The 13,748-nt window shown below is 38.4% G+C and carries 11 protein-coding genes, 3 tRNA genes and 1 pseudogene; 2 read left to right on the top strand and 13 right to left on the bottom strand.

Annotation, left to right across the window (positions count from 1 at the left end; translation table 11 throughout):
- Positions 1 to 99 precede the first annotated feature (99 nt).
- From HMPREF2764_RS01665 to HMPREF2764_RS01625, 10 genes and pseudogenes are all read right to left on the bottom strand, one after another.
- Entirely contained in the window at positions 100 to 1,620 is a 1,521-nt protein-coding gene (locus HMPREF2764_RS01665) for an ABC transporter permease/substrate-binding protein (RefSeq protein ID WP_070526695.1), read from the bottom strand.
- Positions 1,613 to 2,341: an ATP-binding cassette domain-containing protein gene (locus tag HMPREF2764_RS01660; protein WP_070526692.1), complete on the bottom strand. Its 729-nt coding sequence runs from the start codon at positions 2,339 to 2,341 to the stop codon at positions 1,613 to 1,615. Before HMPREF2764_RS01660 ends, HMPREF2764_RS01665 begins: the two co-directional genes overlap by 8 nt.
- Before the next feature lie 14 nt (positions 2,342 to 2,355).
- Positions 2,356 to 2,547 (bottom strand): annotated as a pseudogene (locus tag HMPREF2764_RS09505) (polyketide cyclase); the annotation flags it as partial.
- Positions 2,548 to 2,581: 34 nt separating this feature from the next.
- A complete protein-coding gene (locus HMPREF2764_RS01655) occupies positions 2,582 to 3,025 on the bottom strand; it encodes a MarR family winged helix-turn-helix transcriptional regulator (RefSeq protein ID WP_070526689.1) in 444 nt (147 codons plus the stop codon).
- A 143-nt stretch (positions 3,026 to 3,168) separates the two neighbouring features.
- Positions 3,169 to 4,362 (bottom strand): O-antigen ligase family protein, encoded by a 1,194-nt coding sequence (locus HMPREF2764_RS01650; protein ID WP_070526686.1) that lies wholly within the window; start codon positions 4,360 to 4,362, stop codon positions 3,169 to 3,171.
- A 137-nt stretch (positions 4,363 to 4,499) separates the two neighbouring features.
- Positions 4,500 to 5,942: a sucrose phosphorylase gene (gtfA, locus tag HMPREF2764_RS01645; RefSeq protein ID WP_004258842.1), complete on the bottom strand. Its 1,443-nt coding sequence runs from the start codon at positions 5,940 to 5,942 to the stop codon at positions 4,500 to 4,502.
- A gap of 205 nt (positions 5,943 to 6,147) precedes the next feature.
- A complete protein-coding gene (locus HMPREF2764_RS01640) occupies positions 6,148 to 6,981 on the bottom strand; it encodes a carbohydrate ABC transporter permease (RefSeq protein WP_070526683.1) in 834 nt (277 codons plus the stop codon).
- A gap of 16 nt (positions 6,982 to 6,997) precedes the next feature.
- Positions 6,998 to 7,870 (bottom strand): carbohydrate ABC transporter permease, encoded by an 873-nt coding sequence (locus HMPREF2764_RS01635; RefSeq protein ID WP_001007715.1) that lies wholly within the window; start codon positions 7,868 to 7,870, stop codon positions 6,998 to 7,000.
- Between the two features lie 18 nt (positions 7,871 to 7,888).
- Positions 7,889 to 9,139 carry an extracellular solute-binding protein gene (locus HMPREF2764_RS01630; RefSeq protein WP_070526679.1) on the bottom strand — a complete coding sequence of 417 codons (1,251 nt, stop codon included), beginning with the start codon at positions 9,137 to 9,139 and terminating at the stop codon, positions 7,889 to 7,891.
- A gap of 32 nt (positions 9,140 to 9,171) precedes the next feature.
- On the bottom strand, positions 9,172 to 11,334 hold the full coding sequence (locus HMPREF2764_RS01625) for an alpha-galactosidase (protein ID WP_070526676.1): 2,163 nt from the start codon (positions 11,332 to 11,334) through the stop codon (positions 9,172 to 9,174).
- 107 nt (positions 11,335 to 11,441) lie between these two features.
- Between HMPREF2764_RS01625 and HMPREF2764_RS01620 the strand changes: the two genes are divergently transcribed.
- On the top strand, positions 11,442 to 12,302 hold the full coding sequence (locus tag HMPREF2764_RS01620; protein WP_000959991.1) for an AraC family transcriptional regulator: 861 nt from the start codon (positions 11,442 to 11,444) through the stop codon (positions 12,300 to 12,302).
- Positions 12,299 to 13,234 (top strand): bifunctional biotin--[acetyl-CoA-carboxylase] ligase/biotin operon repressor BirA, encoded by a 936-nt coding sequence (birA, locus tag HMPREF2764_RS01615; RefSeq protein WP_070526673.1) that lies wholly within the window; start codon positions 12,299 to 12,301, stop codon positions 13,232 to 13,234. The genes HMPREF2764_RS01620 and birA overlap by 4 nt, the downstream gene beginning before the upstream one ends.
- Positions 13,235 to 13,419: 185 nt before the next feature.
- Here birA and HMPREF2764_RS01610 read toward each other — a convergent pair.
- From HMPREF2764_RS01610 to HMPREF2764_RS01600, 3 genes are all read right to left on the bottom strand, one after another.
- A tRNA-Ser gene (locus tag HMPREF2764_RS01610) sits at positions 13,420 to 13,507 on the bottom strand.
- A gap of 6 nt (positions 13,508 to 13,513) precedes the next feature.
- A tRNA-Ile gene (locus HMPREF2764_RS01605) sits at positions 13,514 to 13,587 on the bottom strand.
- Positions 13,588 to 13,626: 39 nt separating this feature from the next.
- A tRNA-Gly gene (locus HMPREF2764_RS01600) sits at positions 13,627 to 13,697 on the bottom strand.
- Between the last annotated feature and the right edge of the window lie 51 nt (positions 13,698 to 13,748).

Below are 13,748 nucleotides of genomic sequence, written 5' to 3'. Positions count from 1 at the left end.
ATGAAAATCATTAATTCTGACACCAAAAAAGCCCAGACAACATTGTCTGAGCAGTTTTCTATATGGTCGTTTAACAAAATTGAGTTTGACATTTTCAAACTATTTCTTCAACAAACCTTGTTCTTGCAGAAATTCCTTGGCTACTTGTTCTGCTGACTTGCCTTCAACACCGACTTGGTAGTTGAGCTGGCTCATCTGGCTTTCAGTAATTTTACCAGCCAATTTATTGAGAACTTTCTCCAACTCAGGATGTTTCTTGAGAAGAGCTTCTTTCATGAGTGGTGCCCCTTGATAAGGTGGGAAGAGTTGCTTGTCATCTTCCAAGACCTGTAAATCATAACGCGCTAACTCTGCATCTGTCGAATAGGCATCCGTGATTTGAATATCGCCTGACTGAATTGCCTGATAGCGAAGGGCTGGCTCCATGGTCGCTACATTGAGGTTAAGACCATACATTGATTGCAAGCCCTTATTTCCATCTTCACGGTCATTAAATTCGAGAGTAAAGCCTGCCTTCAACTGTCCTTCCACTTTTTTCAAGTCTGAAATGGTCTTCAAGCCATATTCTTGAGCAATCTTCTTCGGAACAGCTACAGCATAGGTATTTTGATAAGACATAGGTTTGAGATAGGATAGATGATCCTGTTTGGCAATACCATCACGCGCCACCTGATAAACCTGCTCTGGCTCATGACTCACTTTAGGTGATGGTTGCAGCAAACTTTCAGTCACCGTACCAGTAAATTCAGGATAGATGTCAATATCGCCTTTTTTCAAAGCTTCGTAGAGGAAGCTTGTTTTCCCAAAATTCGGTTTAACAGTAGCAGTCATGCTGGTATTTTCTTCAATGAGAAGTTTATACATATTGGCCAAAATTTCTGGTTCCGGTCCCAATTTCCCAGCAATAACCAAGTTTTCTTTCTCTTTTTGAGCTAGTAAGGCTGGACTATAAGACAGACCGAGCAATATGGTCACCAAGGCAAAACCAGAGAAAATCGTCCGCAATTTTGCTTTTTCCATCACTTTTAGTAGGAAGTTAAAGGCAATAGCCAGCACTGCAGAAGAAAGGGCCCCAATCAAAATCAGACTGGCATTATTACGGTCAATTCCCAAAAGGATAAAGGAACCTAGTCCCCCTGCACCAATCAAGGCCGCCAAGGTGGCCGTACCGATAATCAAGACGGCCGCTGTGCGAATCCCAGACATCATAACAGGCATGGCAAGTGGAATTTCAAACTTCTTGAGTCGCTCCCATCTAGTCATCCCAAAGGCAATCCCAGCCTCTTGCAGACTTGGATCAATTCCCTTCAACCCAGTGATGGTATTTTGTAAGATCGGGAAAATCGCATAAATCACTAGCGCTGTTAAAGCCGGCAAGGTTCCAATTCCCATCAAGGGGATAAAGAGCCCCAACAAGGCCAGAGACGGGATAGTCTGGAAAATCCCTGCAATCTGCAAGACCCAATCCGCTAACTTCTCATGATATCGAAGATAAACAGCCAAAGGAATCGCTATAAAGATGGCCAGCAACAAGGTCAAAAGTGACAACTGCAAATGTTGAGATAGAGCTGTCAACCAATCACTAAAACGATTCTGAAAAGTTGCAATTAAATTAGTCATGAACACTACCTCCAAACAAGTCTGCTACAAAATCTGTTGCAGGAGCTTTTAAAATAGTCTCGGGATTCGCTACCTGGCGAATCTCTCCATCCTGCAAGACAGCAATACGGTCCGCCAATTTCAGAGCTTCATCCGTATCATGGGTTACAAAAATCGTTGTCATCCCAAATTCTTTATGCAATTCTTTCGTCAGAATCTGCAACTGTTTTCTCGAAATAGCATCCAAGGCTGAAAAAGGTTCATCCATGAGGAGAATCTTAGGCTGACCAATCATAGCACGAACAATACCGACCCGTTGCTGTTCTCCACCAGATAATTCACTAGGCAAACGATGTCCATACTCAGCCACTGGTAAACCAACCTTAGCCAAAAGCTCTTCTGTTTTCTGAGCAATTTCTTCCTTAGTCCATCCTTTCATCTCAGGAATCAGGGCAATATTTTCCGCAACCGTTAGATTTGGAAAGAGAGCAATGGCCTGTAAAACATAACCAGTAGAGAGACGAAGCTCACGCTCGTCATAGTCTTTGATGCGCTTGCCATCCATGTAAATATTTCCATCAGTTGGTTCCAAAAGACGGTTAATCATCTTGATCATGGTCGTCTTACCGGATCCAGATGGCCCAACTAAAACCATAAATTCCCCATTCTCAATCCGTAAATTAACATCTCTCAAGACATCTTTTTCTGTGTAACGTAAAGCTACATTTTTGTATTCAATCATTCTGTATCCTCAATTTAAAACTTCCCTCGATTGGTCAAATCTTCTACCTTAGGCATGACTTCCTTATTATCCCAATGTTCCACAATTTTCCCGTTTTCTAGTCGGAAGATATCGTACTGGGCATAGGCAACTCCACCAATCTGATTCTGACCATAGCTAACCACATAGTTTCCTTGTCCTAAGAGTTGGAAAACAAAGTCAAAAGTGGCCTTTACTTATAAACAGCTAATTTGCTCCATTTTAAACCTCATTTTCCTCCTCTTTCAGATTAACCAAAATTCTTTCTTGAAAGGCTTCAAACTGACGAATTTCTTCCTCGGTGAATCCTTTATAAAAGATCGTATCCAATTTCTGACTGACACGATGCCCCACTTCTTTCTGAGACTGCCCCAACTCTGTTAAAACCAAATACTTCTTACGCTTATCTTCTCCACATGGACTAATAGTTACAAGATTTTGTTCCTCTAGTTTTTTAATCATCGTCGTCAGAGTATTATTAGCAAGCCCAATCGCAAGCGCAATATCTGTCGCAGTTGCGCAGCCAGTTTCACTATTCCATAAAACCGCTAAAATCTTCCCCTGTTCACTCCGATAAAGAGCATCAGGATCTTGGCTCAGTAACTTTTGAAAAAGCCGTCCATTCAACAAACGAATATGATGGGCTACCAAATGACTATCTTTCATGACACCTCCAATTTATTTCGATATCGAAACGAATAAAATAATTGTAACACTCATCATTCTAACTGTCAACTATTTCGATTTAGAAATAATTTTTTCCAGTAAAAAATCTCCCACCCAAGGTAGAAGATTCTAATCTTATAAACTTAATCCGTCATGTCCGATACCAACGTTCGATGCTCCAACGGAATACTGCACATAACTAGTAAGAAAATGAAACCTGACTGAATCCAGAAGAGGGCCAAGTCAAAAATTCCATGTACAGCAACCACTGTAAGGAAAGACAGATAAAGACCGATAATCGGACGTTTCCCCGACTCCTGACTCATATCCATCATCAATCGAACAGGAGCAACAGAAGACAAAACTAATAAAATAGTCCCCACAATTCCGTAACTCAGAATCGTATCGATATATAGACTGTGAGCATGTTCATGATAAGGAGCATTTATCCTAGGATAAGAGTGCATGTAGGTCAATGGCCCCTCACCCCAAAAAGGATTTTGCTTAAACAAGGCCATCCCAGCATCCCAGATAGAAATGCGCTCTTCCATAGAAGAATCCAAAGTCCCCATCCGAACTCCCAAATCACTAGAAAAGAGGAAACTCAAGCCAATCGCGAAGACCCCAATACTAAGCCAAAAGGCCTTCCAGTTTTTAATGGTCGTAAAGAGATAGATGATTGCTCCAGCGATAATAGCAGGAAAGGCAGTTCGATTTTGAGTAAAGTTCAAACCAAAGAGATTCACAAAGCCTGCAATCACACAGAATACTTTCAACCAATTCAACTTGGTCGTTGTAAACAGATAGAAGGCAATCATGATACAGAAACAACAAATAATTCCATAATAATTAGGATTAAAGAAGGTCACTTCTGCTCTATTCTGATGCCAGACCTGCATATTGGGTGAAAGAAAAGCATAGTTGAATTTCTTCACAATTTGGAAATGCTCTAAACTCGCAAAAGCAGCTGACAATACACTACCAAATAAGACGAGCTGCAAAATCAAGCGAAAGAATTTATGTGATAAAATCGACTGATAGTGCAAAAAGAAAATAGTAAAAAGAAAAATTCCTACCGAAGCCACAACTCCCATCCAATTTTGTGCAAAAATGGATATTACAGTACTATAGCCAAGAAAAAGAAGCAGCATCGGATGCTCCCCCATTTTCTGAAGAATACTTTTCATGTCTCCTGTAAAAATCATACTAATAATATATAAACAGAATACAACTACAAAAAGATAAAAGGGTAAAAAGATACTCAGGATAATTCCCAATAAAATCAGCTCTTTACTAGACAACCCTCTCAGTTTTTCAATAAAGCCTATTGATTTCAAAACGAATCCTTTCTCTCCAAATCAGTTGATTCAGATAATAGTAAGCTAACCTATATTGTACCACTTTTTTAGCAATTTGAAAACAAAGGAAACGTTTTCTAAAATAAAAACCCTATTTTATCAACCATATCAAGGCTTCAAAATGTTACTTCAATTCCGTTCTCAATTACCCGATAAGTCTGATTTTGCAAATCAATTTCTGCTACTGCTGTTACGGACTTATCTTTATTTTGACGTTTGATTACAATGCTGTGGGCTGTTGGTGTTTTAACGTCAATAGTTCCTTCTAAATCAAATGCTTCTGAACGATTACGGAAAGAAAATAGATTGAGAAGGGCCTTCACTACAGGACGTTGGACTTCTTCTGCTATTTCCTCATTGCTATAGTAATGACGATTAATATTTCGACCTTCTTTGGTTTCTTCTAATAATTCCAGGTCATTCTTTCCTGCTAGTAGACCCACATAGTAGACTTGGGGAATACCTGGGGCAAAAGCTTGAATCAGACGGGCAAGGAAATACTTGACATCATCATCTCCAAGCGCAGAATAGTAGGTTGAATTGATTTGGTAGATATCTAGATTGTTATACTCTGCACTGGAGTACTTACGTTTGACATTCGCTCCAACCTTATAGAGCTCATTTGAAGCATAGTCAATTTCTTCATCGGTCAGGATATCCTTGACATCCACCACTCCAATCCCATCATGGGTATCTAGTGTCGTAAATTGCTTCATCGGGCTCATCTTTAACCACTTGGCTAAGCGCTCTGTTCTGGAACTGTAAAGAGTATAAAGAGTCACCATTGGAAGGGCAAAATCATAAACATAGTAATCATGATCCGCTATTTTAAACTGAATAGAATAATGTTCATGAATCTCAGGTAAGAGCTCTGTCCCATACTCAGCAGCGATATCTCGGACTTTATCCAACAAATCCCAAATATCTGGTTCCACAAAGAAATCATTGGTATCCAACTTCTTCACTGCATAAGCAAAGGCGTCTAGACGAATCAAATCACACCCGTTACTTGCCAAGTGCTGAATGGTCTTACGGATAAATTCCATCGTTACTTCTTTGGTCACATCAAGATCAATCTGCTCCTCACCAAAGGTATTCCACAAATGTTCCACTGAACCATCTTCAAACACAATCTCTTGCTTTGGTGCACGATCCTTACGCTTGTAAATTAAATCCACATCAGCTTGTGTCGGACGATTTTCTGGCCAAAACTTGTCCCAGTTTAAAAAGAGATCTTTAAACTCACTAGCTTCATGTTTTTCTTGATAGTCCTTATAATACTTAGATTGACGAGAAATATGGTTAATCATAAAGTCAAACATAAGATAATATTTCTCACCTAAACGCTTAACATCCTCCCAATCACCAAACGCTGGATCCACTTCGTCATAGTCAACCGGTGCAAATCCACGATCACCTGTTGACGGGAAAAATGGTAGAAGGTGAACTCCCCCAATAGCATCCCCAAAATGCTCTTCCAAATTCGTATATAGATCTTTAAGATTATTTCCAAGACTATCAGAATAGGTAATCAACATGGTTTTATTTTGAATTGGCATAATTACTCTCCTTTTTTAATTGAAGCCAAGTCTCGTATGACCTGGCTTCGTAAATAAAAAATATTTTAAAATTTTTGTTCACATTGAACTCGTATTAATATAGATTGCAAGCAACTAAGTACTACTTTCTTGTTTTCTACATAGAATTGTCAACAAGCTGAACTGTTCCTCTGTATCAGGAATTATAGACTCCCTAAGCATTTTCTTACTTCACTGCCCCGTTACTCATTCCCGAAATAATATGTTTTTGGAAGATGAGGTAGACGACAGTAATTGTTACAATTCCCACAATATAGGATGCAAAACTTGGCCCATAGTCATTAAAATACTGGCCTTGGTAGTTGTACTGGAAGAGAGGCAAAGTCCACATCTTGGAATCCTTATTCAAAATCAACAATGGCAACATAAAGTCATTCCAGAACCATAATGCATTGATAATCAAGGTTGTAGCATGCATGGGCTTCAGCATTGGAAAAATAATCCGACGGTAAGTTGTAAATCGATCAGCCCCATCAATTTCTGCAGCTTCATCTAAACTATCTGGTACACTGATTTTAATATAACCAACATACAAGAAGAGAGTCTGTGGAATTGCATAAGTTAGATAAAGTAGTACCAACCCCCACATATTTTCCAGGCCGAGTTTGCTCATCATAACTGTGATAGGAATCATAATCACCTGAAATGGAACAAATATCCCTAAAATCAATAGTGAATACATAATTGCAAAGGCTTTTTTCTTGGACATATTTCGAGCAATGGAATAGGCTGCAGCTGGTATAAAGAAGGCTACTACAATCAATGATAACACCGTAATAACAGCTGAATTCCAGAAATAGCCTCCAATCCCATCCGAAACCAATCGTTCATAATTGCTTAATGTAAAAGGATTGGGCAAACCAAAGAAATGATTCATGATATCCTTGGTTGTCTTGAAGGAACTAAAAACCGTTACCAACAAAGGAACAAGTATGAGAATACCACCTACTATCAAGAGGACATACTTCCAAAACTGATTCAATTTTTCTTCTTTTTTCATGTGTAGGACTCCCCAATTAGATTTCAAATTTCTTTGATAGTTTGATTTGGATCAGAGAAACAATTCCAATAATTAAGAATAAAATCAAGGCAATTGCATTCGCATATCCATATTGATTACTCTTGAAGGCATAGTTATAGACTAAAAGACCAAGAGACGTTGTAGCATTATTAGGACCACCACTCGTCAAGGCAAAAATTTGGTCAAAGGCAGTCAAACCGGACTTAAGAGCTAGGATAAAAACCATAGAAATCGTTGGCAACAAATATGGTAATTCAATTTTCCAAAAAGTTTGTTTGCTTGTTGCACCATCAATTGATGCCGCCTCCAAAATATCAGATGGAATACTCTGAAGACCAGCAAGAAAGAGAATAATTGGCATTGCTACTCCTTGCCATAGAAGAACAAAAATAGTTGCCACTACCGCTCCGATTGGTGTTCCTAATAGACTTTCTTGTAAAAAACTAATCCCTAAAATTTTTCCAATCGTTGGAAGACCATAGTTGAAGAATTGTTTAAAAATCAAGGAAACTGTCAAACCAGACAAAACAGCTGGGAAAAAGAACCAAGCTCTAAAGAAGGTCTGCCCTTTCATCTTAGAATTTAAGGCTCGAGCCACAACCATCCCAATTGTAATCTCTCCAATAATCAATGCTAGGGTTAAAATCAAAGTAAAAGCAATGGCTGTGAAGAATTTCCCATCAATCATCAGCAATTTGTAGTTATTCAGACCAACAAATTTATAATTATAGGTCAATCCAGTCCAGTTAGTCAAACTATAGAAAGCACCTTGTACCATCGGAAAGTAAAAGAAGATAGCTTGTAATGCAAGCGGGATGAGCAAAAAAGTCCAACCCCAGTATTTATTTAAAATTTTTCGAATAGCCATATCATCTTAACTCCTATTCTAGTCCAAATCTGCCTTCATTGGATTAAAGAAAGCATTGAGATTGTTTGCCATATTTTTCAGATTTTTATCCATCAAGTAACCTGCACTTAGATTGAAAAAATCTTCTTCAGAATTCCAGTGTTGGCCCAACCAAACATAATGTTTATCCGTAAATGCTAGTTTAGAAATCTCTGCAAGTGCTGAATCTTCTTTTTCCTGTATACCTTTCACAGCAACTGGTGAACCATCCACATCATAATATGCTTGCATAGCTTTTGGACTAGTCATATAGCTGATAAATTCTTCGGTTTCTTTAGGATGTTTGGTAGTAGCCGAAGTTGATAATGCCATGTCCCCTGCACCAACAGTGACTTCTTTTCCTACTTCTTCTCCTGGGAAGGCAAACATCCCCACATCAAATTTTGGATCCTGTTGATTAATTGCCGCTAATGCCCATGATCCTTGTGGCATCATCCAGGCTTTTCCACTCGAAAATGCTACCACTGCATCATTATAAGAGGCTCCACGCCAACCATCTTGAGCATTATCTGCCAATAAATCGAGTCGTTCTGCATCGGCTTTTAAAATAGCATCATCTGCAGAGATAGCATTTGGTTTTGAAAAGCGAAGGTAGCTATTAGCCGCATCTCCACTACCTGTAATAGTAATAAGAGAAAGTTGGTGGTAACCATTTAATGTCCAGCCTTCATTGCCTGCAACTGCAAATGGAGAATTCCCACTATCTTTTATCTTCTTAACAATCTCTTGAAACTCTTTAAAAGTCTTCGGTTCCTCAAGTCCTAATTCTTTAAACTTTGTTTTATTATAATAGATTCCATAAAGGTTAGCCGTTAAAGGCACACTATAAACCTTGTTATTGATTGCATACTTTTCGGCATAGTCATTCTTGATGTTCTCAAGATAAGATTTTCCTGTCATATCTGCAAAATAACCTGACTTCGCCCACTCCTGAAAATCCATATTTTGAGGGTAGATATTAATAATATCTGGAACATCTCCTGATAAAATCCGAGTCTTCAGAACAATTCCAGCTGAAGGTACTGTAGTCAACTTCACATCAATATTAGGGTGTTCCTTCTCAAAATCATCCACTATCCTTTGCAAGGTATCCGCCATCTCGGTCTTCTGGTTAAAAAACTCAATCGTTACCTTACCATCAGCTGATTGATTGTTCTGACCACAAGCCACTAAGCCTAGTAAACTTGCCCCAGCTACTAAAAGAAAACCTGCTTTCTTATACCATTTCATTGGAATGCCTCCTTTATAAATTTACACCTTTATTATAGTCTTCTGAAAATATATTGTCTACTCAAAAAATCTCCTTGGGATAAGGTAACAGTTAAACCTGCATACATGAGCTCTGCACCCGAGTAAACATTGTTTGTCCCTTCCAACTCATAAAGCCCTTCCTCCTCTAGGTCTTTCAGTTTCAAGGTGGTTTCTATTATTTCCACAACTGAAAGGACTCGGACGTATGTTACGATCGTTTGATTTCCATAGTTAAATTGTACAGCTGCTTCATTGGATTCAGCATCGGGATTGATTAACCTATACTGGTTTCCCAGCTGGATTACTGGTCGCAATTCTTTATACAAGTTCACCTGATTAGCAATCTCACCTTTCTCTTCATCTGATAAACTTGTCAAATCAAGCTCATATCCCAAATTTCCCATCATTGCTACATGTCCACGTGTTTCTAATGGTGTCGTTCGTCCCATCTGATGATTCGGTACAGCTGACACATGAGCCCCCATAGAAATGGTTGGATAGAGATAGGATGAACCGTATTGAATTGGTAAACGTGCAATAGCATCAGTATTATCACTAGTCCAGACTTGTGGGAAATAGCGCATCATACCCAGATCATTTCGTCCACCACCACCAGAGCAGGACTCAAAGAGAATATGGCTGTGCTTCTCTGTCAGATAAGAAACGAGTTCGTAAAGCCCCAACATGTACTGATGAGATTGCATCTTTGTCTCTAGATAAGTAAAGCCATTTCCTAGGTTGGTCATATTACGATTCATATCCCATTTAATGTAATCAATCTCATGATAAGATAGGAGTTGATCTAAGACATTTTTCAAGTATTCTACTACCTGAGGATTGGCAAGATTAAGTACTAATTGATTCCGAGAATAAGTATGCTCATAACCAGGAACCTGAATAGCCCAGTCAGGATGTTTACGATACAAATCACTATCTACAGAAATCATTTCAGGTTCTAACCAAAGCCCAAACTGCAAACCTCTTTCATGGATAGCTGAAATCAGACTTTCTAGGCTTCCACCCAGTTTTTTCTCATTAACAACCCAATCACCTAAAGCACGATTATCATCAAAACGATTGCCAAACCAACCATCATCTAATACAAAAAGTTCAATGCCAACTTTCTTAGCTTCATCAGCTAGCTCTAACAGTTTTTCTCTCTGAAAGTCAAAGTAAGTAGCTTCCCAGTTATTAATTAGAATTGGGCGTTCTTTTGTAGAAAATTTACTTGGCATAATGTGCTTCAGTACAAAATTCTGACTTGCATGACTAACACCAGTTAATCCCTTGTCTGAATAGGTCATTAAAGCTACCGGTGTTTCAAAGTATTCCTCAGGGTCTAACTTCCAAGAAAAGTTTTCCGGATTAATCCCAATAGCCAGCCGAACTTCATTCAATTGATTCTTTTGAACAAAAGCTTCAAAGTTTCCACTATACATTAGTTGAATAGCAAACACATTCCCTGCATCCTCTGTGATTCCTTGATCACAGAGTAGAAGAGCTGGTGTTTGAGCATGCCCAGAAGCTCCACGGTTCGAACTAATTGAAAAGATTCCTTGTTCTACCTGTTGACGTCGAACAGTCTTTTCACGAGCATAAGCACCCTGCAGAGTTACGATTTCGTAAGCTGCCGCTGGAAAATCAGCCATAAAAGAAAAGTCTTTATGAATGACAACTTCCTGATTACTATTATTCACTAATTTACTGTAGCTAGCAATAGTCGAATCATTATCAAAAGCAGTATAATACAAATTCAGACTAAGTTGAGCCTTAGAATCTTCTAACATTAAGACAAGAGTCTCTGTATTATCCATGCTATGTGGAGAAGGTAAGCCCTGTGGACCATTCTGACCTTTTAAACTTTTTGCTTCTACAAATCGAAAGTCTGTTACTTCAGTTACACTATGCTGAATCTGTATAGTTGGTTTCCTAAAATCTCCTAAGCCATGTTGCCCAAAAATATGACGTTGAGTATCTAAACTAAAGGTTCGATTAGTAGCTGTTGGATTTCCTGAAAAGGCATGGTCCCGTTCATAAACACTATTGGAACCTTTATAGTTCTTAATAGTCTTTCCTAAATGTTTCAAAAGTAAGTAGCCATTTCGATTTTCAATAATCAAACTTAGATTTTTACTTTCAACATAAAATAGATTATTCTCTATCCTAACTCCCATTTACTTCACCTCATCACTTTATAGATTATATTTTATCATCTGAAAACGCTTTCCGAAATAGAAAAATGTCTCAAGAATATGGTAAAATGTTAGGTAGGAGGTAGCACATGCTAGTTTTTTCAGAATACCAGACTGGAACAATTGACCTTTCCCTAAGCTTTTATGGATATGAGGAATGCACACCAAATTACTCTTTTGGTCCAACAATTCGAGATACATACGTCCTACATTACATTACTAAAGGACAAGGAAAATTTCATTACAAGGGTAAAATTGTTGATTTAAAAGAAGGAGATTTCTTTCTATTAAAACCAGATGAACTAACCTTTTATCAAGCAGATAGTAAAGAACCTTGGGCCTACTACTGGTTAGGAATCACTGGAGGGAAAGCTCCTGATTATTTTGCTCTTTCTCAAATTTCTGACCAATCTTATCTCATCCAATCTGAAACTTGTCATACCCAGACTACTGCAAAACTCATCTCAGACATTGTCCGCTTCGCTCAGATTACCAAATCAAATGAATTAGCTCAACTCCATATCATGGGACAACTCCATGAACTGATGTTTCATCTGGGAACTATTGCTCCCAATCAGAAGAAAAAGAATATTTCATCGACCCACCAACTCTATCTTGAATGCAAACGATTAATTGATAGCCACTATCCTCAATCACTTACAATTCAAGATTTAGCAAAAGAACTATCCGTTCACAGAAGCTACTTATCAAGCGTATTCAAAGAATTTAACACCTTATCTCCAAAAGAATACCTACTATACGTTCGAATGTATCGAGCTAAACAACTCCTCGAAAATACCCAAGAGTCAATCAAGGTAATTGCGTACTCGGTAGGCTTTTCAGATCCACTACATTTTTCGAAAGCTTATAAACAATACTTTAATCAGACTCCAAGTCAAACAAGAAAAGAATATTCTCAACACCAACTAGTGAGAAAGGAAACACTATGAAATCATACCAAGCCGTCTACCAAATTCTAGCTAAAGAAACCGATTATATCAGCGGAGAAAAGATTGCAGAAGAACTATCACTGACCCGAACATCAATTTGGAAAGCCATCAAGCGTTTAGAACAAGAAGGCATTGAAATTGATAGTATCAAAAACAAAGGCTATAAACTGGTGAATGGGGATCTTATTCTTCCGGAACTCCTAGAACAAAATCTTCCAATTAAAATCAGTTTTAAATCCGAAACAAGATCAACTCAACTCGATGCAAAAGAAGCAATTGATTTAGGGAATGAAGCAAACACTCTCTATCTAGCTTCCTATCAAACAGCTGGCCGAGGCCGTTTTCAACGTTCTTTCTACTCACCCCAAGGTGGCATTTATATGACACTCCATCTCAAACCAAATCTTCCCTATGAGAAATTACCATCCTACACACTACTTGTAGCAGGAGCTATCTACAAAGCCATTAAGAACCTAACTTTAATAGATGTCGACATAAAATGGGTCAATGATATCTACCTCAAAAATCATAAAATTGGAGGAATCCTCACTGAAGCAATGACCTCTGTAGAAACTGGCTTAGTCACAGATATCATTATTGGAGTAGGAATCAACTTTACTATTAAAGACTTCCCTCAAGAATTAAAAGAAAAAGCTGCTAGTTTATTCAAAGCTCCAGCACCTATTACCAGAAATGAATTAATCATAGAAATCTGGCGTTCTTTCTTCAAAACGCCAGCAGATGAGTTATTATACCTATATAAAAAACAGTCATTCGTTCTAGGAAAAGAAGTGACTTTCACACTAGATCAAAAAGACCACAAGGGACTTGCTAAAGATATCTCAGAAAATGGAAAACTTTTAGTTCAATGTGATAACGGAAAAGAAATCTGGCTCAATAGCGGAGAAATTTCACTCAAGAGTTGGAAGTAATAATAAACGAGCACAACCATAAAATCGACAATATATAAAGATTTTAGCTTTTCTGCAGCCCACTACAGTTGACAAAGAGCGCAAAAAAACTTCAGATAAGTAATCCAATTAAGTTTTACAAATCTGAAGTTTTTATTCTACTATTCTTAAAAATATAAAAAAAGAGTTATAAACTCTCAATAAAACGGAGAATAAGGGATTCGAACCCTTGCGCCAGTTACCCGACCTAACGATTTAGCAAACCGTCCTCTTCAGCCTCTTGAGTAATTCTCCTATTAATGGGCACGAGTGGACTCGAACCACCGACCTCACGCTTATCAGGCGTGCGCTCTAACCACCTGAGCTACGCGCCCAAGTTAAAAACTTGGTAATGTAATTTGAACAAAGTTCAAAGCGGGTGACGAGAATCGAACTCGCGACAACAGCTTGGAAGGCTGTAGTTTTACCACTAAACTACACCCGCATACACACTATAAGTAAAAATGGCGCGAGACGGAATCGAACCGCCGACACA

Source organism: Streptococcus sp. HMSC073F11, assembly GCF_001810785.1.
Classification (GTDB): domain Bacteria; phylum Bacillota; class Bacilli; order Lactobacillales; family Streptococcaceae; genus Streptococcus.
This window is presented reverse-complemented; position numbering and strand designations above follow the sequence as displayed.

Coding starts and splice junctions, on each gene's coding strand:
- HMPREF2764_RS01665 (WP_070526695.1), bottom strand. CDS start 1,620: ATGACTAATTTAATTGCAACTTTTCAGAATCGTTTTAGTGATTGGTTG.
- HMPREF2764_RS01660 (WP_070526692.1), bottom strand. CDS start 2,341: ATGATTGAATACAAAAATGTAGCTTTACGTTACACAGAAAAAGATGTC.
- HMPREF2764_RS01655 (WP_070526689.1), bottom strand. CDS start 3,025: ATGAAAGATAGTCATTTGGTAGCCCATCATATTCGTTTGTTGAATGGA.
- gtfA (WP_004258842.1), bottom strand. CDS start 5,942: ATGCCAATTCAAAATAAAACCATGTTGATTACCTATTCTGATAGTCTT.
- HMPREF2764_RS01640 (WP_070526683.1), bottom strand. CDS start 6,981: ATGAAAAAAGAAGAAAAATTGAATCAGTTTTGGAAGTATGTCCTCTTG.
- HMPREF2764_RS01635 (WP_001007715.1), bottom strand. CDS start 7,870: ATGGCTATTCGAAAAATTTTAAATAAATACTGGGGTTGGACTTTTTTG.
- HMPREF2764_RS01630 (WP_070526679.1), bottom strand. CDS start 9,139: ATGAAATGGTATAAGAAAGCAGGTTTTCTTTTAGTAGCTGGGGCAAGT.
- HMPREF2764_RS01625 (WP_070526676.1), bottom strand. CDS start 11,334: ATGGGAGTTAGGATAGAGAATAATCTATTTTATGTTGAAAGTAAAAAT.
- HMPREF2764_RS01620 (WP_000959991.1), top strand. CDS start 11,442: ATGCTAGTTTTTTCAGAATACCAGACTGGAACAATTGACCTTTCCCTA.
- birA (WP_070526673.1), top strand. CDS start 12,299: ATGAAATCATACCAAGCCGTCTACCAAATTCTAGCTAAAGAAACCGAT.